The 20,018-nt window shown below is 67.7% G+C and carries 19 protein-coding genes and 1 pseudogene; 13 read left to right on the top strand and 7 right to left on the bottom strand.

Translation table 11 applies throughout. From position 1 onward, the window contains the following. Genes sufC through ABQE93_RS23585 form a run of 4 tightly spaced genes read right to left on the bottom strand, consistent with a single transcriptional unit; the run spans position 1 to position 4,131 of the window. The gene (gene sufC, locus ABQE93_RS23600; RefSeq protein WP_448411000.1) at positions 1 to 768 is read right to left on the bottom strand and encodes a Fe-S cluster assembly ATPase SufC; all 768 of its coding nucleotides are present in this window, start codon (positions 766 to 768) and stop codon (positions 1 to 3) included. Then, a complete protein-coding gene (gene sufD / locus ABQE93_RS23595; protein ID WP_448411002.1) occupies positions 768 to 1,952 on the bottom strand; it encodes a Fe-S cluster assembly protein SufD in 1,185 nt (394 codons plus the stop codon). The genes sufC and sufD overlap by 1 nt, the downstream gene beginning before the upstream one ends. Next, positions 1,949 to 3,394 carry a Fe-S cluster assembly protein SufB gene (gene sufB, locus ABQE93_RS23590; protein ID WP_448411004.1) on the bottom strand — a complete coding sequence of 482 codons (1,446 nt, stop codon included), beginning with the start codon at positions 3,392 to 3,394 and terminating at the stop codon, positions 1,949 to 1,951. The genes sufD and sufB overlap by 4 nt, the downstream gene beginning before the upstream one ends. Beyond that, on the bottom strand, positions 3,391 to 4,131 hold the full coding sequence (locus tag ABQE93_RS23585; RefSeq protein WP_448411048.1) for a helix-turn-helix transcriptional regulator: 741 nt from the start codon (positions 4,129 to 4,131) through the stop codon (positions 3,391 to 3,393). Before ABQE93_RS23585 ends, sufB begins: the two co-directional genes overlap by 4 nt. A 109-nt stretch (positions 4,132 to 4,240) precedes the next feature. On the opposite strand from ABQE93_RS23585, the gene mptB reads away from it, so the two are divergent. From mptB to ABQE93_RS23570, 3 genes are read left to right on the top strand one after another with little or no spacing between them, the layout of a single operon-like run. Then, the gene (gene mptB, locus ABQE93_RS23580) at positions 4,241 to 5,938 is read left to right on the top strand and encodes a polyprenol phosphomannose-dependent alpha 1,6 mannosyltransferase MptB (protein ID WP_448411005.1); all 1,698 of its coding nucleotides are present in this window, start codon (positions 4,241 to 4,243) and stop codon (positions 5,936 to 5,938) included. A 32-nt stretch (positions 5,939 to 5,970) separates the two neighbouring features. Further along, positions 5,971 to 6,879 carry an ABC transporter ATP-binding protein gene (locus tag ABQE93_RS23575; protein ID WP_448411050.1) on the top strand — a complete coding sequence of 303 codons (909 nt, stop codon included), beginning with the start codon at positions 5,971 to 5,973 and terminating at the stop codon, positions 6,877 to 6,879. Further along, positions 6,876 to 7,655, top strand: coding sequence for an ABC transporter permease (locus tag ABQE93_RS23570; RefSeq protein ID WP_448411007.1), 780 nt, complete (start codon positions 6,876 to 6,878; stop codon positions 7,653 to 7,655). Before ABQE93_RS23575 ends, ABQE93_RS23570 begins: the two co-directional genes overlap by 4 nt. Here ABQE93_RS23570 and ABQE93_RS23565 read toward each other — a convergent pair. After that, positions 7,569 to 8,252, bottom strand: coding sequence for a hypothetical protein (locus ABQE93_RS23565; protein WP_448411009.1), 684 nt, complete (start codon positions 8,250 to 8,252; stop codon positions 7,569 to 7,571). The genes ABQE93_RS23570 and ABQE93_RS23565 overlap by 87 nt on opposite strands. A 90-nt stretch (positions 8,253 to 8,342) precedes the next feature. Here ABQE93_RS23565 and ABQE93_RS23560 point away from each other — a divergent pair, with 90 nt between their 5' ends. Genes ABQE93_RS23560 through ABQE93_RS23550 form a run of 3 tightly spaced genes read left to right on the top strand, consistent with a single transcriptional unit; the run spans position 8,343 to position 10,589 of the window. Beyond that, complete coding sequence (locus tag ABQE93_RS23560) at positions 8,343 to 8,918, top strand: TetR/AcrR family transcriptional regulator (RefSeq protein ID WP_448411011.1); 576 nt, start codon at positions 8,343 to 8,345, stop codon at positions 8,916 to 8,918. Next, a complete protein-coding gene (locus ABQE93_RS23555; protein ID WP_448411013.1) occupies positions 8,915 to 9,592 on the top strand; it encodes a DUF429 domain-containing protein in 678 nt (225 codons plus the stop codon). The genes ABQE93_RS23560 and ABQE93_RS23555 overlap by 4 nt, the downstream gene beginning before the upstream one ends. A gap of 46 nt (positions 9,593 to 9,638) precedes the next feature. Next, positions 9,639 to 10,589, top strand: coding sequence for a COX15/CtaA family protein (locus ABQE93_RS23550; RefSeq protein WP_448411015.1), 951 nt, complete (start codon positions 9,639 to 9,641; stop codon positions 10,587 to 10,589). Here ABQE93_RS23550 and ABQE93_RS23545 read toward each other — a convergent pair. Continuing rightward, a complete protein-coding gene (locus tag ABQE93_RS23545; protein WP_448411017.1) occupies positions 10,539 to 11,204 on the bottom strand; it encodes a DcsG N-terminal domain-containing protein in 666 nt (221 codons plus the stop codon). The genes ABQE93_RS23550 and ABQE93_RS23545 overlap by 51 nt on opposite strands. A gap of 29 nt (positions 11,205 to 11,233) precedes the next feature. On the opposite strand from ABQE93_RS23545, the gene ABQE93_RS23540 reads away from it, so the two are divergent. After that, a complete protein-coding gene (locus ABQE93_RS23540; protein WP_448411019.1) occupies positions 11,234 to 12,205 on the top strand; it encodes a quinone oxidoreductase family protein in 972 nt (323 codons plus the stop codon). Positions 12,206 to 12,223: 18 nt separating this feature from the next. Here ABQE93_RS23540 and ABQE93_RS23535 read toward each other — a convergent pair whose 3' ends face one another. Further along, positions 12,224 to 13,144: a heme o synthase gene (locus ABQE93_RS23535; protein ID WP_448411052.1), complete on the bottom strand. Its 921-nt coding sequence runs from the start codon at positions 13,142 to 13,144 to the stop codon at positions 12,224 to 12,226. Positions 13,145 to 13,354: 210 nt separating this feature from the next. Between ABQE93_RS23535 and tkt the strand changes: the two genes are divergently transcribed. From tkt to ABQE93_RS23505, 6 genes and pseudogenes are all read left to right on the top strand, one after another. Beyond that, positions 13,355 to 15,445 carry a transketolase gene (tkt, locus tag ABQE93_RS23530; protein ID WP_448411021.1) on the top strand — a complete coding sequence of 697 codons (2,091 nt, stop codon included), beginning with the start codon at positions 13,355 to 13,357 and terminating at the stop codon, positions 15,443 to 15,445. Positions 15,446 to 15,461: 16 nt separating this feature from the next. After that, positions 15,462 to 16,580 carry a transaldolase gene (tal, locus tag ABQE93_RS23525; protein ID WP_448411023.1) on the top strand — a complete coding sequence of 373 codons (1,119 nt, stop codon included), beginning with the start codon at positions 15,462 to 15,464 and terminating at the stop codon, positions 16,578 to 16,580. Next, positions 16,577 to 18,136: a glucose-6-phosphate dehydrogenase gene (gene zwf / locus ABQE93_RS23520; RefSeq protein ID WP_448411024.1), complete on the top strand. Its 1,560-nt coding sequence runs from the start codon at positions 16,577 to 16,579 to the stop codon at positions 18,134 to 18,136. Before tal ends, zwf begins: the two co-directional genes overlap by 4 nt. Further along, positions 18,133 to 19,044 carry a glucose-6-phosphate dehydrogenase assembly protein OpcA gene (gene opcA, locus ABQE93_RS23515; RefSeq protein ID WP_448411026.1) on the top strand — a complete coding sequence of 304 codons (912 nt, stop codon included), beginning with the start codon at positions 18,133 to 18,135 and terminating at the stop codon, positions 19,042 to 19,044. Before zwf ends, opcA begins: the two co-directional genes overlap by 4 nt. After that, positions 19,041 to 19,778: a 6-phosphogluconolactonase gene (gene pgl, locus ABQE93_RS23510; RefSeq protein ID WP_448411028.1), complete on the top strand. Its 738-nt coding sequence runs from the start codon at positions 19,041 to 19,043 to the stop codon at positions 19,776 to 19,778. The genes opcA and pgl overlap by 4 nt, the downstream gene beginning before the upstream one ends. A 33-nt stretch (positions 19,779 to 19,811) precedes the next feature. Further along, positions 19,812 to 20,018, top strand: a pseudogene (locus ABQE93_RS23505) (HNH endonuclease); the annotation flags it as partial.

The following is a 20,018-nucleotide window of genomic DNA, read 5'->3' as shown; positions in this document are numbered from 1 at the left end:
TCAGGCCTCCACGGCTTGGGCGAACCGTTCGTAGCCGTGCTCCTCGAGTTCGTCGGCCAGTTCGGGTCCACCCGATTCCGCGATGCGCCCACCGACGAACACGTGCACGAACTGCGGCTGGATATAGCGCAGGATCCGCGTGTAGTGCGTGATGAGCAGGATGCCGCCGTTCTCGGTCTCGGCGTACTGATTCACCCCGTCGCTGACGACGCGCAACGCATCGACGTCCAAACCGGAGTCGGTCTCGTCGAGGATCGCGATCTTCGGCTTCAACAGCGACAGCTGGAGGATCTCGTGGCGCTTCTTCTCGCCGCCCGAAAAGCCCTCGTTGACACTGCGTTCGGAGAACGACGTGTCGATGTCGAGGGCCTGCATCGCGCCCTTGACCTCTTTGACCCAGTGCCGCAGCTTGGGGGCCTCACCGCGCACCGCCGTCGCGGCCGAACGCAGGAAGTTCGACATCGACACCCCGGGCACCTCCACCGGGTACTGCATGGCCAAAAACAGGCCAGCGCGGGCGCGCTCGTCGACGCTCATCTCCAGCACATCCTGGCCGTCGAGCGTGATCGAGCCCGACGTCACCTCGTACTTGGGGTGTCCGGCCACCGCGTAGGACAGCGTCGACTTCCCGGACCCGTTGGGCCCCATCAGGGCATGGACCTCCCCCGAGTTCACGGTGAGATCGACGCCCTTAAGGATCGGGATCGCATCGGCCGCTTCAGTGGCTGCGACGCTGACGTGCAGGTCCTTGATTTCCAGAGTGGTCATTAGCTGTCCTTGCCTTGAAGTACTTCGGTGAGCTCGAGCTCGTGTTCGATGGCGTCGCTGAGGCGTTCGCGCACTGCGGGCACGGTGATCTGCTGGATGATCTCGCCGAAGAAGCCGCGCACGATCAGCCGTCGCGCCTGATCCTCGGGGATGCCGCGCGCCTGTAGATAGAACAGTTGCTCGTCGTCGAACCGCCCGGTCGCGCTGGCGTGGCCGGCGCCGACGATCTCACCGGTTTCGATCTCGAGGTTGGGTACCGAGTCCGCACGTGCACCATCGGTGAGCACCAGGTTGCGGTTGGTCTCGAAGGTGTCGGTGCCGCTGGCCGCGGCCCGGATCAGCACGTCGCCGATCCACACCGTGCGGGTATCGGGTTTGGCCGACGCCGGATCGCCTTGCAGCGCACCCTTGTACGTCACCTGCGAGCGGCAGTTCGGCTCGGCGTGGTCGACGAGCAGGCGTGACTCGAAATGCTGCCCGTCGTCGGCGAAGTACAGGCCCAGCAGTACGGCGTCACCGCCTGGCGCGCGGTAGCGCACCCGTCCCGTCATTCGGACCAGGTCGCCGCCCAGCGTGACGGCGGTGTGCCGAAACACCGAGTCCTTGCCCAGCGATGCGTGGTGCATGCTGACGTTGAGCGCATCGTCGGCCCAGTCGGCGATCGACACCACCTTGAGCGTGGCGGCGTCACCGACGACGAACTCGATGTTGTCGGCGTAGGTTCCGCTGCCGCGGTGATCGATGACGATCACCGCCTCGGCGAGTTCTTCGACGCGCACCTGAAGATGTCCGTATGCCGTAGCGCCCGCACCGGGCCCGGTCACCGCGATCTCGATCGGGTCGTCCACCACGGTATCGCGCCCGACGGTGACGACCGTCGCATTGTTGAACGACGAAAACGCTTGGGCGGCAATCCGGTCGGCGGGCACACCACCTTCACCCAGACGCGGGTCGCCGCGGCGCACGGATTCCACCGTCACACCCGGGCGCTCCGTCACGTCGATGCGCGCGCTTCCGGTGGCCGGCGCGGTGCCGTCATGCAGTCCACGTAACCGCTTCAGCGGAGTGAACCGCCAGATCTCGTCACGGCCGTGAGGCACCTCGAAGGCGTCGACGTCGAACGAGGTGAACACCTCGCCCTTGTTCTGCCCCTCGACGGCCGTGGTCAGATTGCTTGTCGTCACCCAACTGCGCCTTCCATCTGCAGCTCGATCAGCCGGTTGAGCTCCAGCGCGTACTCCATCGGGAGCTCCTTGGCGATCGGCTCGACGAAGCCACGCACCACCATGGCCATCGCCTCGTCCTCGGACAGGCCGCGGCTCATCAGATAGAACATCTGATCCTCGCTGACCTTCGACACGGTGGCCTCGTGGCCCATCGTGACGTCGTCCTCGCGGATGTCGACGTACGGGTAGGTGTCGCTGCGGCTGATCGTATCGACCAGCAGCGCATCGCATTTCACGTTGGACTTCGAGCCGTGCGCGCCCTTGTTGATCTGCACCAGACCGCGATAGGAGGAGCGTCCGCCGCCGCGGGCCACCGACTTGGACACGATGTTGCTCGACGTGTTCGGCGCGAGGTGCAGCATCTTCGCGCCGGTGTCCTGGTGCTGGTCCTCACCGGCGAACGCGACCGAGAGCACCTCACCCTTGGCGTGCTCACCGGTCATCCACACGGCCGGGTACTTCATGGTGACCTTCGAGCCGATGTTGCCGTCGATCCACTCCATCGTGGCGCCCGCCTCGGCGCGGGCACGCTTGGTGACGAGGTTGTAGACGTTGTTCGACCAGTTCTGAATCGTCGTGTAACGGCAACGCCCGCCGGGTTTCACGATGATCTCCACCACGGCGGAGTGCAGTGAATCGGACTTGTAGATCGGTGCGGTGCAGCCCTCCACGTAATGCACGTAGGCGCCTTCGTCGACGATGATCAGCGTCCGCTCGAACTGGCCCATGTTCTCGGTGTTGATCCGGAAGTAGGCCTGCAGCGGGATGTCGACGTGCACGCCGGGCGGCACGTAGATGAACGAGCCGCCGGACCACACCGCGGTGTTCAGCGCGGAGAACTTGTTGTCGCCGGCCGGGATCACCGTGCCGAAGTACTGCTTGAAGATCTCCGGGTGCTCTTTGAGCGCGGTGTCGGTGTCGAGGAAGATCACGCCCTGGGCCTCGAGATCCTCGCGGATCTGGTGATAGACCACCTCGGACTCGTACTGGGCCGCGACGCCGGAGACCAGGCGCTGCTTCTCGGCCTCCGGGATGCCCAGCTTGTCGTAGGTGTTGCGGATGTCCTCGGGCAGGTCCTCCCAGGAGGCGGCCTGCTTCTCGGTGGAGCGCACGAAGTACTTGATGTTGTCGAAGTCGATACCGCCGAGGTCGGAACCCCATTTGGGCATCGGCTTCTTGTCAAAGGTACGCAGCGCGCGCAGCCGGGTCTCCAGCATCCACTCCGGCTCGCTCTTCTTCGCCGAGATGTCGCGCACCACCGCTTCGGACAGCCCGCGCTGCGCGACCGCGCCCGCGTCGTCGGAGTCCGCCCAGCCGTAGCCGTACCGGCCCAGCGAGGCGATGGCATCTTCCTGGCTGAGCGGTTCGCCGACCTTTTGGATCTCGGGGGTGGTCGTCATTTCGACGCTCCTTGTTTGCTTGTCGGGGCTTCGGCGCGGGCTGTGCGCCGAAGGGTCTTCGGTTTGGCCTTGCTCTTCTTCGCACTCTTCTCGGCGAGCGGCACGTGCGTGGTACACGCGCAGTCGCCGTTGACGATGGTGGCCAACCGCTGCACGTGGGTTCCGAGCACCTCGGCGAACGCCTCCTGCTCGGCCTCACAGAGTTCGGGAAACTCCTCGGCGACGTGTGACACCGGGCAGTGGTGCTGACACAGCTGGATGCCATCCACCGGACCGGCGACCGGCGTCGTGGTGGTGGCGTAACCGGCCTCTGTCAGCGCCGCCGCCACCTGGTCCGCAGTTGTTTCAACGTCATCGGCCCCGCCGGTTACTCCCGACAGGATGCTGTCGATGCGTTGACGTGCGAAAGTCCGCACGGCATCGTCGCCGCCGATCTCCCGCAGTTGCCGCATGGCGGCCGCCGCCAGGTCGTCGTAGCGGTGACCGAGTTTGGCCCGGCCCGCAGCGGTGAGCCGGTACCGTTTGGCCGGACGGCCGCGGCCGCTGTGCTGCCAGGCCGCCGCAGCGCTGGCTTGCGCGTCGCCGGCCTCCATCAGCGCATCGAGGTGTCGGCGCACGCCCGCGGCGGAAATACCGAGCCGTTCGCCGATCTCACCTGCGGTGATGGGTCCGGATTCCAGCAGCATCTGCACGATCGCGCCACGCGTGTGGCGATCGCTGCTGACTTCCGGACTTATTTTCACAACACCATTGTGACGGAATTCGAAAACACATGTAAAGCAAGGGCACCCTTAGCCGCCGCGAACGTGGCTGAGATCACCGATTCCCGGCCGCTACGCTGCTGTGGTGGCTGCCCGCCTCAAGTCCCTGTCCTCGTCGATCGCGCGCTGGCACGCCGACGAGCGGCCGGTCGGCTCGCCACTGAACGACGCCGAGGTCATCGCGCTGCGGCGGACCCGAATTTTCGGGGCCGCCGGCACCGTGCTGATGGCCATCGGGGCGCTGGGCGTCGGTGCCCGCCCGGTAGTCCAGGACCCTACCTTCGGGGTGCGGCTGCTGAACCTGCCGTCCCGGCTGCAGACCGTGTCGCTGACCATGACCACCACCGGCGCGGTGATGATGGCGCTGGCGTGGCTGATGCTGGGCCGCTTCGTCCTCGGCGATCGCCGCATGTCGCGCAGCCAGCTCGACCGCACCCTGCTGCTGTGGGTGACGCCGCTGCTCATCGCGCCGCCGATGTACAGCCGCGACGTGTACTCCTACCTGGCCCAAAGCGAGATCGCGAGCAAGGGCCTCGATCCCTACCGGGTCGGGCCGGCCACCGGGCTGGGCCTCGATCACGTGTTCACGCTGTCGGTGCCGACCATGTGGCGCGAGACCCCCGCGCCCTACGGCCCGCTCTTCGTGTGGCTGGGCGAGGGCATCTCCGAGATCACCGGCGAGAACATCGTGGCCGCGGTGCTCTGCCACCGGCTGGTGGTGCTGCTCGGTGTCGCGCTCATCATGTGGGCGACCCCGCGGCTCGCGCGCCGGTGCGGGGTGGCCGAGGTCAGCGCGCTGTGGCTGGGCGCGGCCAACCCGCTGCTGATCATGCATCTGGTCGCGGGCATCCACAACGAGGCGCTGATGCTGGGCCTGATGCTGGCGGGCACGGAGTTCGCGCTGCGCGGCGTCGACGCCGCCAACTCTCTTTTTCCGCGCCCGATGACGTGGCCCCGCGGCCGCGAGGAGTGGGCGCAGTGGTACCCGCTGGCGATGCTGCTGCTCGGCGTCGTGCTCATCACGATGTCGTCGCAGGTCAAGCTGCCGTCGCTGCTGGCGCTGGGCTTTGTGGCGATGGCGCTGGCGCACCGCTGGGGCGGCACGGTCAAGGCGTTCGTGGTGTCCGGAGGGTCGCTGGCCGCGATCTCCGTGGCCGTGATGGCGCTGATCGGCTGGGCCAGCGGGCTCGGGTTCGGCTGGCTGTTCACGCTGGGCACGGCCAACGTCGTGCGCAGTTGGATGTCGCTGCCCACGCTGCTGGCGCTGGGCACCGGTCAGGTCGGCATCCTGCTGGGGCTCGGCGATCACACCACCGCCATCCTCGGCCTGACCCGTGGCATCGGCGTCCTTCTGATCGCGATCCTGGTCACCTGGCTGCTGCTGGCCGTGCTGCGGGGCAAGTTGCACCCCGTCGGCGGGCTCGGCGTCGCGCTCGGTATGACGGTGCTGTTGTTCCCCGTGGTGCAGCCCTGGTACGTGCTGTGGGCGGTCATCCCCCTTGCGGCCTGGGCCACCCGGCCGGCGTTCCGCGGCACGACGATCGTGGTGACGCTGGTGGTCGGCATCTTCGGCCCGACCGCCAACGGCGACCGGTTCACGCTTTTCCAGATCCTGCTGGCCGTGGTGGCGAGCACTGTGACGGTGCTGCTGCTGATGATGCTGTCCCACAACCGCCTGCCCTGGCGCAAACTGCCCACCACCGACGAGCCGGCGCCCGACGACCAGCCCTCGCCACCGCCCCCACCTTCGGTGAAGCCCGACGCCTACGCTGATTCCCCGTGAGCCACCCTGGATCGCGGGCGTCGTCCGTTCCCGTGCGCCTGCGCGGAGTCAGCAAGCGGTACGGCTCGACGACCGCGGTGTCGAACCTCGACCTAGAGGTGCACACCGCCGAGGTGTTCGCGCTGCTCGGCCCCAACGGGGCGGGAAAAACCACCACGGTCGAGATGTGCGAGGGGTTCCTCAAACCCGACTCCGGCACCATCGAGATCCTCGGCCTCGATCCGTTCGACGACAACGCGGCTGTGCGCGCACGCATCGGTGTGATGCTGCAGGGCGGCGGCGCTTATCCCGCGGCGCGCGCCGGTGAGATGCTCGACCTCGTCGCCGCATACGCCGCCAACCCCCTGGATCCGCAGTGGTTGATGCAGACGTTGGGGCTGAGCGAAGCCGCGCGGACGACCTATCGGCGGCTGTCCGGCGGCCAGCAACAGCGGCTGGCGCTGGCATGCGCGGTCGTCGGCCGTCCCGAGCTGGTATTCCTCGACGAGCCGACGGCCGGTCTGGACGCCCACGCCCGGATCGTGGTGTGGGAGTTGATCGACGGGCTGCGCCGCGACGGCGTGACGGTGGTGTTGACCACCCACCAGCTCACCGAGGCCGAGGAGCTGGCCGACCGGATCCTGATCATCGACAACGGGTCGCCGGTGGCCACCGGCACGCCCGAGGAGCTGATGCGCAGCGGCGCGGAGAACCAGTTGCGGTTCCGCGCGCCGCGCCGGCTCGACCTTTCGCTGCTGATCTCGGCGCTGCCGGAGAGCTACAAAGCCACCGAGACCTCCCCCGGCGAGTACCTCGTCGAGGGTGCGATCGACCCGCAGGTGCTGGCCACCGTGACGGCGTGGTGCGCGCGGCTCGACGTGCTGGCCACCGATATGCGCGTGGAACAGCGCAGCCTCGAAGACGTGTTCCTCGACCTCACCGGCAGGGAGCTGCGCCCGTGACCACCCCGAATCGTTTTACGCCAGGCACGTTTACGCCCGACCCTCGTCCGGCCGCGGTGTCGAAGATGCTGGCCGCCCAGTTCGGGCTGGAGTTGCGGTTGCTGCTGCGCAACGGCGAACAGCTGCTGCTGACGATGTTCATCCCGATCACGTTGCTCATCGGGCTGATCGTGCTACCGCTGGGCGATTTCGGTCCGGACCGAGCGGCGACGTTCGTGCCGGCCATCATGGCGCTGGCGGTGATCTCCACGGCGTTCACCGGGCAGGCGATCGCGGTCGCGTTCGACCGTCGCTACGGTGCGCTCAAACGGCTGGGAGCGACGGCTCTTCCGGTGTGGGGCATCATCGCGGGCAAATCGCTCGCGGTGGTGGCGGTGGTCTTTCTGCAGTCGATTGTGTTGGGCGGCATCGGCTTTGCGTTGGGCTGGCGACCGGAGCTGGCCGGGCTGGCGCTCGGCGCGGCGGTGATCGCGCTGGGCACCGCGGGGTTCGCGGCGTTGGGTCTGCTGCTGGGCGGGACGCTGCGCGCCGAAATCGTGCTGGCGGTGGCCAACCTGCTGTGGTTCGTCTTCGCCGGGCTCGGCGCGCTGACGCTGGAGGGCGGCATGGTGCCGCAGGCGCTGCGGTGGGTGGCCCGGCTGACCCCGTCGGGGGCGCTGACCGAGGCGCTGTCGCAGGCGATGGCGCTGTCAGTGGACTGGTTCGGCCTGCTGGTTCTCGCCGTGTGGGGGACGGCTGCCGCGTTGTGCGCGCTGCGCTGGTTCCGCTTCACCTGAGCCCAGCGTGGGCAGCAGATACTCCAGCTGGCCCACCTCCTCGATGTTGTGCTTGACCCATGCGGTCAGCATCTCGTCGGGAAGTTTGCGCCGCACCAGCCGGTTGACCGGCGCCATCAACGCACCACGCGCCCCGACGTCCATCACGCTGACGTAGTGCGCCCCCTCTGCGCCGGCCGACCACGTGTGCTCGAGCGCGAAGATCACCGCCCCGCCGAGGCGCTGCACCAGCCGGATCCCGGTCTCGTCGAGTTTCTCCACCCGTTCCACGACATCGACGCGAAACTCTGGCCTGGCACCGAACGCCTCCACAATCCGGAACCGCGCGCCCTCGGCCGCGCCGCCACCCGGCGCCGGCTTGGCGAGTTCCCAGCCGATGTGGTCGACGGGATGCCAGGCGAGGTAGCGGTCGATGACCTCGCCGCCGTAGCGCATGGTCCCGCCCAGTTGGGTGAACCAGTCCAGCAGGTCCGTCGGCGTGACCCCGCGCAACGGCCGGTGCACGACCGTGACCCGCCGCCGATGGTGCGGAAAGCTCGCGTACCGGACTGTCGCGGTGTCGACCGAACGCAGGGGGTAGAGCACGGGCCGGGCCATGAGGAGCCTCCAAGATACGGAATCGTTTCCTATATCCGGTACGTTAGGCTCCTGCATTAAGATACGCAAGCGTTTCCTAGGAGTCTGGTGATGCAGCGACGCCGCGGCGACGAACTCGACACCGCCATCCGCACCGCGGTGCTGGGCCTGCTGGCCGAGCACGGCGCGGCAGGCGTGACGATGGAGGCCGTGGCCGCCGCCGCCCAGACCAGCAAGCCGGTCCTGTACCGCAGGTGGCCCGACGCGGCTTCCCTGTTGCGAGATACCTTGCTGCGCATCGCGACAACGTCGATCCCCCATGCCGACACGGGCAGCTACCGCTCCGACATGCTCAGCGTGCTGCGCGGCTGGGCGGCGCTGTTCACCGGGCCCGATGCCGCGGTGCTGCGCGCCGCCGTCGCCGCCACCGCGCAGGATCCGCAGCTGTCCGAGGCGTTTCGCGCCGACGTCATCGGCTGGCGCAAGAAGGAGATGGCGGCGCTGCTGTCGCGGGGCATCGAGCGCGGCGACGTACGCGCCGACGTGCACGTGGAGATCGCCCGCGAGCTGGGCCAGAGCGTGTTGTGGCACCGATTGCTGATCACCGGCGACCCGATCACCGACGCCCTGGTCGTGGCGCTCGTCGACGAGGTGCTTGTGCCGTTCGTGACGCCCCGCCCGTCATGACGACCGTGCTGGGTGTGGACGGTTGCCGCGACGGCTGGGTCGGCGTGCAGCTGCACGACGGCGGATTCGCCGACGCACACTTCGCCGCACGGCTCGACGACCTCGTCGCGCGCGTCGCCGACGCCGACGTCGTCGCCGTCGACATCCCGCTCGGGCTGGTGGCTTCCGGGGAACGGGCCGCGGACCGGGCCGCGCGCGCGATGCTCGGCCGTCGCGGCGCCAGCGTGTACATCACGCCGCCGCGACCGGTTTTCGACGCACCCGACTACGACGCGGCCAAGCGCCGCTGCAAGACCCTGGCAGGCTGGATGCTCAGCAGGCAGGCATGGGGGCTGCGCACGAAAGTGCTTGAGGCCAACCGGCTTTACGATGCCGGCACGGTGCTGCACGAGGTCCACCCGGAGCTGTCGTTTCAGCGGCTGGGGTTGCGCTACGAGGACGGCGCCAAGAAGACCTGGCGCGGGCAACGCGCCCGGCTGCGGGTGCTCGCTCAGGCCGGGGTCATGGTGCCGGAGGACCTCGGCGCCGAGGTCGAGCAGGTGCCCGCCGACGATGTGCTGGACGCCGCGGCGGTGGCGTGGAGCGCCGACCGGATCGCGCGCGATGAGGCGGTGTGCGTACCGGATCCGCCGCAGCGCAACGAGCACGGCCAACTGATCGCGATCTGGCACTGAGCACCCGCTACTACGGCGTGTAGTTGGCCTGCACTACCATCGGAGCGTGCGACGCGTCTTTCTGCGGCTGGTCGACCTGCTGCCGCTGCCCAGCCTGCGGACGCAGCGCGTCATCGCCTTCCTGGTCATCCTGACCCAGGGCGGCATCTCGGTCACCGGCGCGATCGTGCGCGTCACCGCGTCCGGACTGGGCTGTCCGACCTGGCCGCAGTGCTTCCCCGGCAGCTTCACCCCCGTTCCGGTGGCCGAGGTGCCGGTGGTGCACCAAGTGGTCGAGTTCGGCAACCGGTTGGTGACGTTCCTGGTGGTGATCACCGCCGCGCTCGCGGTGCTGGCCGTCACCCGGGCCCGCCGGCGCCGCGAGGTGCAGATCTATGCGTGGCTGATGCCGGCATCGACGGTCGTGCAGGCGGTGATCGGCGGCATCACGGTGCTGACCGGGCTGCTGTGGTGGACGGTGGCCATCCACCTGCTGGCCTCGATGACGATGGTGTGGCTGGCGGTGCTGCTGTTCGTCAAGGTCGGCGAACCCGACGACGGTGTGCTGGTGCGGCGGGCGCCGAAACCGTTGCGGCAGCTGACGTTTCTCAGCGGCGTCGCGCTGGCCGCCGTGCTGGTGACCGGCACGCTGGTCACCGCCGCGGGTCCGCACGCGGGTGACAAGAGCGCGACCCGCCCGGTCCCGCGGCTCGAAGTCGAGATCACCACGCTGGTGCACCTGCACTCGTCGCTTCTGGTGGCGTATCTGGCGCTGCTGGTCGGCCTGGGCTTCGGGCTGCTCGCGGTGAAAACCACCCGCCCCGTGCTGATCCGGTTGGCGGTGCTGCTGGTGCTGGTGTGCGTGCAAGGGCTCGTCGGCGTCGTGCAGTTCTACACCGGCGTGCCCGCGGCCCTGGTGGCCGTGCACGTCGCGGGTGCCGCGTTGTGCACCGCGGCCACCGCCGCGTTATGGGCGTCGATGCGAGAGCGGGCCGAGCCCGAGCCGCTCCAGGGCTGACTCCACGCCGCGCACGAACACCCGCTGCTGTCGAGCGCGGGTGGTCGGGTCCAGCCGTGCCCAGCCCAACGTCGGTGCGACGAGGTCGAGGCGGCGCAGACGTGACTCCCATGTCAGGTCGACACGCGCGTAGAGCAACTCGGCAGGTGCGAGCCGCAGGCGATCGGCTGCCGCCCCAAGGGCCGCGTGGCCGACGTCCCACACCTCGAAGTCCGGTTCGGCCTGCGCCCGGCGGGTGAAGGCGTGTGACTGCCGGCCGCCGAGGAACACCAGCGAGACCTCTTTGGCGCCGCGCGCTGCTGTCGGAACGCCGGCGTCGGCCAGATCCTGTAGATAGCGCGCGCCGGTGTTCCAGCCGACCACCTCCGGCGCGTTCAGCAGGTTGCGGACCCGGCGGGTCCAGGCCAGGAACTCCTCGCCGGCGCTGGCCGCGCGCAGGATCACCAGGTCGGCTGCCAGGGTGGCGGGATCGTCCCAGGGCAGCCACCGGGCGTGCAGACCGTGCTCGCGCAGCGCTCCGACCAGCCCGGCGTCGTCGCGGTCCCCGTCGGGCAGCTCGGGGCTACCCGCCAGAACGATGCGGGGATGGAACACGTCGGGCCGGGCCAGCTTCACAACTGCAAGGATATTGGGAGGATGTGAGCATGCACGCTATCGAGATCACCGAGACGGGCGGACCAGAGGTCCTCACCTACGTCGAGAAACCGCAGCCCGCTCCCGGCCCCGGCGAGGTGCTGATCAAGGCCGAGGCGATCGGCGTGAACTTCCTCGACACCTATTTTCGTTCCGGGCTGTATCCGCGGGAGACGCCGTTCATCATCGGCAACGAGGTGTGCGGCACGGTGGAGGCGGTCGGCGACAACGTTCCCGCGCTCAAGGTCGGCGACCGGGTCGTCACCGCCCAGGCCAACGGCGCCTACGCCGAATACAGCGTCGCCGCAGCCGATTTCTGCGCCTACGTACCCGACGGTGTCGACCCAGAAGTGGCCGCCGCATCCTTGCTCAAGGGTATGACCGCGCACTACCTGATCAAGTCGACCTACCCGGTGCAGCAGGGCGACGCCGTGCTGGTGCACGCGGGCGCAGGCGGCGTCGGGTTGATCCTGACGCAGTGGGCGACCAGCATGGCCGCCCGGGTGATCACGACGGTGTCGACGCCGGAGAAGGCCGAGATGTCGCGCGCCGCAGGCGCCATCGAGGTGCTGGACTACCCCGACGACCCGGCCGAGTTCGGCGCGAAGATCAAAGAGTTGACCGACGGCGGCGTCTCGGTCGTGTACGACGGCGTGGGGGCGGCCACCTTCGACGCCAGCCTGGCCAGCCTGGCGGTGCGTGGCACGCTGGCGTTGTTCGGCGCGGCCAGCGGGCCCGTCCCGCCGTTCGACCCGCAGCTGCTGAACACCTCGGGTTCGGTGTTTTTGACCCGGCCCACGCTGGTGCACTACACCCGCACACCCGATGAATTCGCCTGGCGCGCGGGAGAACTGCTCGAAGCGATCGCCAACGGCACCCTCAACGTGACGGTCAGCGAACGCTACCGGCTCGAGGACGCGGCAACCGCGCACAGTGACCTGGAGGGCCGAAAGACCTTCGGCTCAGTGGTGCTGGTGCCGTAGCCGGGCGGGTCAGCCCGCTCAGAACAATGTCGGCAGCGCGAGCACCGAGTCGATCGCCAGCGCGCAGAACACCACGGCCAGATAGTTGTTGGACTGCAGGAACAGCCGCAACGGCTTGACCGGTTCACCGCGGCGCACCCCAGCGTTGAGCTGATGCGCCATCACCAGGAACCAGCCGCCCGCGAGCAGCGCCACCGCCGTGTACAGCCATCCGGTTGCCGGCGCGAGCGCCAGCGTCGCCCCGACCGTCAGCCAGGTGTAGATGAGAATCTGCCTGGTGACCTGACGTTCGGTCGCCACCGCGGGCAGCATCGGCACGCCGGCCGCGCGGTAATCCTCCTTGTACCGCATGGCCAGCGCCCACGTGTGCGGCGGCGTCCAGAAGAAGATGATCGCGAACATCACCAGCGCGGGCCAGGCGATGGTGCCGGTGACCGCGGACCATCCGATCATCACCGGCATGCACCCGGCCGCCCCGCCCCACACAACGTTTTGCGAGGTGCGGCGTTTGAGCAGCAGCGTGTACACCAGCACGTAGAAGGCGATGGTTGCGCCCGCCAGGTGCGCCGAGAGCAGGTTCGTCGTCCACCACAGCCAGAAGAACGACGCGACCGACAGCATCAGGCCGAACACCAGCGCGTGGCTGCGCGGCACGGTGGCCCGCGCCAGCGGCCTGCGCTCGGTGCGCTTCATCACCTTGTCGATGTCGGCATCGGCGACGCAGTTGAGCGTGTTGGCGCCCGCGGCCGCCAGCAGGCCACCGACAAGGGTGTTTAGGATCAGCAGCGGGTCGACGGTTCCGCGGTTGGCCAGAAGCATCGCCGGGATGGTGGTGACCAGAAGCAACTCGATGACGCGCGGCTTGGTCAGCGAGACGTAGCCGAGCACCTTGTTGAGGAACTTTCGCCGCAGGCTTACGGCGGTCGACGTCCGGTCCAGCGTCTCCTCGTTGAGGTGGCCTTCCCGAATGTTCACGCAGGTCACTCCTGTCGAAATACCGGCGACGCGAAGCGTCTACTACAGACGATGGTAGACCTCGCCCGAACGGCGTCCTAATCCTCCCCCAGCAGCCTGCAGCGGATGACTATCCCGCACTAGGGTGTTTTTACGAGCAGCGTGCCGAGCTCAACCCTCGACCAGGAGCGCCTAGTGACCACACTCGACGAGATTTCCGCCCTTACCCGCCCGCATCACCCGGACGACTGGACGGAGGTCGATACGCGCGCCGTCGATACGGTGCGGGTGCTCGCCGCCGACGCGGTGCAGAAGCGCGGCAACGGTCATCCCGGCACGGCGATGAGCCTGGCTCCGCTGGCCTACACGCTGTTTCAGCGCCAGATGCGCCACGACCCCACCGACGAACACTGGCTGGGCCGCGACCGTTTCGTGCTGTCGTGCGGGCACTCCAGCCTGACTCTCTACATCCAGCTGTATTTGGGCGGTTTCGGGCTGGAGCTCTCCGACATCGAGGCGCTGCGCACCTTCAAGTCCAAGACGCCGGGGCATCCGGAGTTCCGCCACACCAAGGGGGTGGAGATCACCACCGGCCCGCTGGGCCAGGGGCTGGCCTCCGCGGTCGGGATGGCGATGGCGTCGCGCTACGAGCGCGGGCTGTTCGACCCCGACGCCGCACCGGGCACCAGCCCGTTCGACCACTACATCTACGTGATCGCCTCCGACGGCGACATCGAGGAGGGCGTCACCAGTGAGGCGTCGTCGCTGGCAGGCACCCAGCAGTTGGGCAACCTGATCGTCTTCTACGACCACAACCAGATCTCGATCGAGGACGACACCAACATCGCGCTGTCCGAAGATACGGCCGCCCGCTACCGCGCCTACGGCTGGCACGTGCAGGAGGTCGAGGGCGGCGAGAACGTCGTCGGCATCGAGGAGGCCATCGCCGAGGCCAAGAAGGTGACCGACAAGCCGTCGTTCATCGCGCTGCGCACCATCATCGGCTACCCCGCGCCCAACCTGATGAACACCGGCAAGGCCCACGGCGCCGCGCTCGGCGAGGAGGAAGTCGCCGCGGTCAAGAAGATCCTCGACTTCGACCCGGAGAAGAACTTCGAGGTACGTCCCGATGTCATCGAGCACACCCGCAAGCTCGTCGACCGCGGCAAGGAGGCCCGCGAGAAGTGGCAGAGCGAGTTCGACGCCTGGGCGCAGCGCGAACCGCAACGCAAGGCGCTGCTGGACCGACTGCTGGCCAAGAAGCTGCCCGACGGCTGGGACGCCGACCTGACCTACTGGGAGCCCGGCTCCAAGGACATCGCGACCCGCGCCGCGTTCGGCGAGGTGCTCAACGACGTCGCGCCGAAGCTGCCCGAGCTGTGGGGTGGCTCAGCCGACCTGGCAGGCAGTAACAACACCACCATCAAGAGCGCGAACTCCTTTGGCCCGCCCTCGATTTCCACCAAGGACTACACGGCGGACCCGTACGGGCGGGTGCTGCACTTCGGTGTGCGTGAACACGCCATGGGCTCGATCCTGTCCGGCATCGTGCTGCACGGACCGACCCGCGCCTTCGGCGGTACGTTCCTGCAGTTCTCCGACTACATGCGCGCCGCGGTGCGGTTAGCGGCGTTGATGGACATCGACACCATCTACATCTGGACCCACGACTCGATCGGGCTCGGCGAGGACGGCCCCACCCATCAGCCGATCGAACACCTCGCGGCGCTGCGTGCCATCCCAAACCTGTCCGTGGTGCGCCCAGGCGATCCGAACGAAACCGCCTACGCGTGGCGCACGATCATCGAACGCGGTGCCAACAGCGGCCCCGTCGGCCTGATCCTGACCCGCCAGGCGATCCCGGTGCTCGAGGGCACGGACGCCGAAGGCGTCGCCAAGGGCGGGTACGTCCTGGGCGGCGCCCCCGACAAGCAACCGGACGTCGTGCTCATCGGCACGGGGTCGGAGTTGCAGCTGTGCGTGGCCGCCCAAAAGATCCTGGGCGACAAGGGCGTCACGGCGACCGTGGTGTCGATGCCGTGCGTCGAGTGGTTCGAAGCGCAACCGGTCGAGTACCGCGACAGCGTGCTGCCGCCCGCGGTGTCTGCGCGCGTCGCCGTGGAGGCGGCGGTCGCGCAGAGCTGGCACAAACTGGTCGGCGACACCGGCGAGATCGTGTCGATTGAGCATTACGGGGAATCCGCTGATTACAAGACGTTGTTCCGCGAGTACGGCTTCACCCCAGAAGCTGTGGTGGCCGCCGCGGAGCGATCGCTAGACAACTGAAGTGAAAGGTAGAGCAATGGCTCAAAATCCCAACCTGGCGGCGCTGTCCGCTGCGGGAGTGTCGGTATGGCTCGACGACCTCTCCCGAGACCGGCTGCAGACCGGCAACCTGCAGGAGTTGATCGACACCAAATGCATTGTGGGTGTCACGACCAACCCGACGATCTTCCAGAAGGCGCTGTCGGACGGCACGGCCTACGACGATCAGGTGAACGAACTGGCCAGCCGGGGCGCCGATGTGGACGCCACGGTCCGCACCGTCACGACCGACGACGTCCGCAACGCCTGCGACGTGCTCGCCAAGGCCCACGAGGCCTCCGACGGCGTGGACGGCCGGGTTTCCATCGAGGTCGACCCGCGGCTGGCGCACGACACCGACAAGACGATCCTGCAGGCCGTCGAACTGTGGAAGATCGTCGACCGGCCCAACCTGTTCATCAAGATCCCGGCCACCATGGCCGGGCTGCCCGCGATCACCGCGGTGCTTGCCGAAGGTATTTCGGTCAACGTCACGCTGATCTTTTCCGTCGAACGGCACCGCATGGTGATGGACGCATACCTGGCCGGGCTGGAAAAAGCCAAGGAAGCCGGCCACGACCTGTCCAAGATCCACTCCGTGGCATCGTTTTTCGTCTCCCGCGTCGACACTGAGATCGACAACCGGCTGGAGAAGATCGGTTCGGACGAAGCCCTCGCGCTGCGCGGCCAGGCCGGCGTCGCCAACGCCCGTCTCGCCTACGCCGCATACGAGGAGGTGTTCGTCGGCGGCTCACGGTATGAGGCGCTCAAGGCCGCCGGTGCACGTGTGCAGCGCCCGCTGTGGGCGTCCACCGGCGTGAAGAACCCCGAGTACGCCGACACGCTCTACGTCACCGAACTGGTCGCCCCCCACACGGTGAACACCATGCCGGAGCAGACGCTCGACGCGGTCGCCGACCACGGCGTCATCAGCGGTGACACGGTGACCGGCAAGGCCGCGGAGTCCCAAGACGTCTTCGACAAGCTCAGCGGCGTCGGCATCGATCTGCCCGACGTGTTCCGGGTCTTGGAAGACGAAGGAGTTGAGAAGTTCGAGAAGTCATGGCTCGAACTGCTCGAAGCTACCCAGGGTCAGCTCGACGCCGCGAACAAATGACCTCCGCGGCCCAGCGAGCCGCATCGGGCGGCGCGGGATGGCGTAATCCCCTGCGGGACAAGCGGGACAAACGGATGCCCCGCATCCCGGGTTCCTGTGGTCTGGTGATCTTCGGCGTCACCGGCGACCTCGCCCGCAAGAAACTCATGCCGGCGGTCTACGACCTGGCCAACCGTGGCCTGCTGCCCGCCAGCTTCAGCCTGGTGGGTTTCGCTCGCCGCGACTGGGCCGACGAGAGTTTCAGCGAGGTGGTCTATGAGGCCGTCAAGAAGAACGCGCGCACCCCGTTTCGCCAAGAGGTCTGGGACCGTTTGGCTGAGGGAATCCGGTTCGTCAAAGGCACTTTCGACGACGATGCGGCCTTCGTGCGGCTCGCCGAAACCTTGGAGAAGCTGGATGCGGAGCGAGGCACCGCAGGCAACCACGCGTTCTATCTCTCCATCCCGCCCAACGCTTTTCAGTTGGTGTGCGAACAGCTGCAGAAGACCGGGTTGGCCCGTCCAACGCAAGGCCACTGGAGCCGGGTGGTCGTCGAGAAGCCCTTCGGCCATGATCTGCAGAGCGCCCGCGAACTCAACGCGGTGGTCAACAGCGTGTTCCCCGAGGAGTCGGTGTTTCGCATCGACCACTACCTCGGCAAGGAGACGGTGCAGAACATTTTGGCACTGCGCTTCGCCAACGAGTTGTATGAGCCGGTGTGGAACGCCAATTATGTTGACAGCGTGCAGATCACGATGTCAGAAGACATTGGTCTCGGCGGACGGGCCGGCTACTACGACGGGGTCGGAGCCGCCAGGGACGTGATCCAGAACCACCTGCTGCAGCTGCTGGCTCTGGTGTGCATGGAGGAGCCGGCCAACTTCGGGCCGCGGGAACTGCAAGCCGAGAAGATCAAGGTGCTTTCGGCGACACGGCTGATGCACCCGCTTGACCAGACCACCGCGCGCGGGCAGTACGCCGCCGGCTGGCAGGGCAGCGTGAAGGTGCCCGGACTGCTGGAGGAGGAAGGCTTCTCGAAGGACTCCGCAACCGAGACATTCGCCGCGATCACGCTCGAGGTCGACAACCGGCGCTGGGCCGGTGTGCCTTTCTTCCTGCGCACCGGTAAGCGCCTGGCGCGCAGGGTCACCGAGGTCGCGCTGATCTTCAAGAAGGCACCGTTTCTGCCGTTCGACGAAACCATGACCGAGGAACTCGGGCAGAACGCGCTGGTGATCCGGATCCAACCCGACGAGGGCATCACCACACGGTTCGGATCCAAGGTGCCGGGCAGCCAGATGGAAGTCCGTGACGTCAACATGGATTTCTCCTACGGTTCGGCGTTCGCCGAGGACTCCCCCGAGGCCTACGAGCGGCTGATCCTCGATGTGCTGTTGGGTGAGCCCTCGTTGTTCCCGGTGAACGCCGAAGTCGAATTGTCTTGGGAGATCCTTGATCCCGTGCTGGACTACTGGGCGGCTCACGGCAAACCGGAGCCCTATGAGGCGGGCACCTGGGGTCCGCCTTCGGCGTCCGACATGTTGCACCGGTTGGACCGGGAATGGAGGCGGCCATGATCGTCGAGCTGCCAGACACCACCACCACCGACATCAGCAAGAAGATCACCGGGCTGCGCGAAGAGGGCGGGGCGATCACCCTCAGCCGGGTGTTGACGCTGGTCATCGCACCCGATTCCGACGAATGCCTCGAGGACGCCATCGAGGCCGCCAACTACGCCAGCCGTGAGCACCCGTGCCGGGTGATCGTGGCGGTCGCCGGCGATCGCGGCGCGCCGCAACCCCGGCTGGACGGTGAGATCCGCGTTGGCGCCGATGCGGGCGCCGGCGAGGTGGTGGTGCTGCGCCTACACGGTGAGCTCGCCGAGCACGCCGACAGCGTGGTACTTCCGTTCCTGCTTCCCGACACCCCGGTGGTGGCTTGGTGGCCCGCCGCTGCCCCGCCGGTGCCCGCACAGGACCCGTTGGGCAAGTTGGCGATTCGGCGCATCACGGACGCCACCGCCAGCGCCGATCCGCTGGCAACGATCAAGAGCCGCCTGGATGGCTACGCCGACGGCGACACCGATCTGGCGTGGAGCCGGGTCACCTACTGGCGAGCCCTGCTGGCCGCCGCCGTGGAACTGGATCCCCACGAGCCGATCACCTCGGCGCTAGTGTCGGGACTCAGCAACGAACCCGCGCTGGACATCCTGGCCGGCTGGCTGGCCAGCAGGATCGACGGTCCGGTACGGCGGGTGTCGGGTGACCTCAAGGTGGAACTGGTCCGCACCGGCGAGACGATCACGCTGCAGCGGCCGCAGGACGGCGTCACCGCCACACTGACCCGCACCAGCAGGCCGGAGGCGCGAATTCCGTTGGCGCGCAGGGAAGCCAAGGAGTGCCTGGCCGAGGACATGCGCAGGCTCGACCCGGATGAGATCTACCATGAAGCGCTACAGGGCATAGGCAAGGTGCAATACACATGAGCACGGTCGTCGAGAAGTACCCGGACACCACCGCTTTGGTCGAGGCCGCAGGTGATCGCCTGATCGGTGCGATCGGCGACGCGATCGCCGAGCGGGGCATCGCCCACGTCGTGTTGACCGGCGGCGGTACGGGCATCGGCCTGCTCAAGCATGTCGGCGCGCACGGTTCTGGAATCGACTGGGCGAAGGTGCATCTGTACTGGGGCGATGACCGGTTCGTGCCCGAGGACGACGACGAGCGCAACTACAAGCAGGCCCGTGAGGCGCTGCTGGACCATATCGACATCCCCGACGCCAACGTGCACCCGATGTCGGCCAGCGGCGGCCAGTTCGGCGATGACATCGAGGCCGCCGCGCAGGACTACGAGCGGGAGTTGGCGGCCAACGCGGACGACGGTGAGCCGGCTCCGGCCTTCGATGTGCACCTGCTGGGCATGGGTCCCGAAGGCCACATCAACTCATTGTTTCCGCACACCGCCGCGGTGCGCGAGAAGGACCGGATGGTCGTGGCCGTCACCGACTCCCCCAAGCCGCCGCCGCAGCGCATCACGCTGACGCTGCCGGCGGTGCAGCGGGCGCGGGAGGTGTGGCTGGTGGTATCCGGAGGGGCCAAGGCCGAAGCGGTGGCCGCCGCCGTCGGCGGCGCCAACCCCGCCGATTGGCCGTCGGCAGGCGCGGTCGGTCGAGAAGCAACGGTCTGGCTGCTCGACGAGGGCGCCGCCGCCGAACTCTGAGATATGTCGGCGGCGCCGACTATTGTCGAACCTATGTTCGAGGCGGTGTCGGATGGCGAGCTGGTTGATTTCATGGGTGAGGAGACCCGGGAGGAGTCGGCGGCGATGGGTCGGCGGTTGGCGGCGGTGGGTGAGTTGTTCGCCCGCCGTGAGCGCGACTATCAGGAAGCCAAGTTCTACTTCACCGATGTGGTGGCCGCGGTGGCCGCCGAGATCGCTCCGATCCAGAACATCAGCCAT

This window comes from Mycolicibacterium sp. XJ662 (assembly GCF_053484035.1).
Note: the sequence above shows the minus strand (reverse complement) of the source record. Positions and strands in the feature narration are given on the sequence as shown.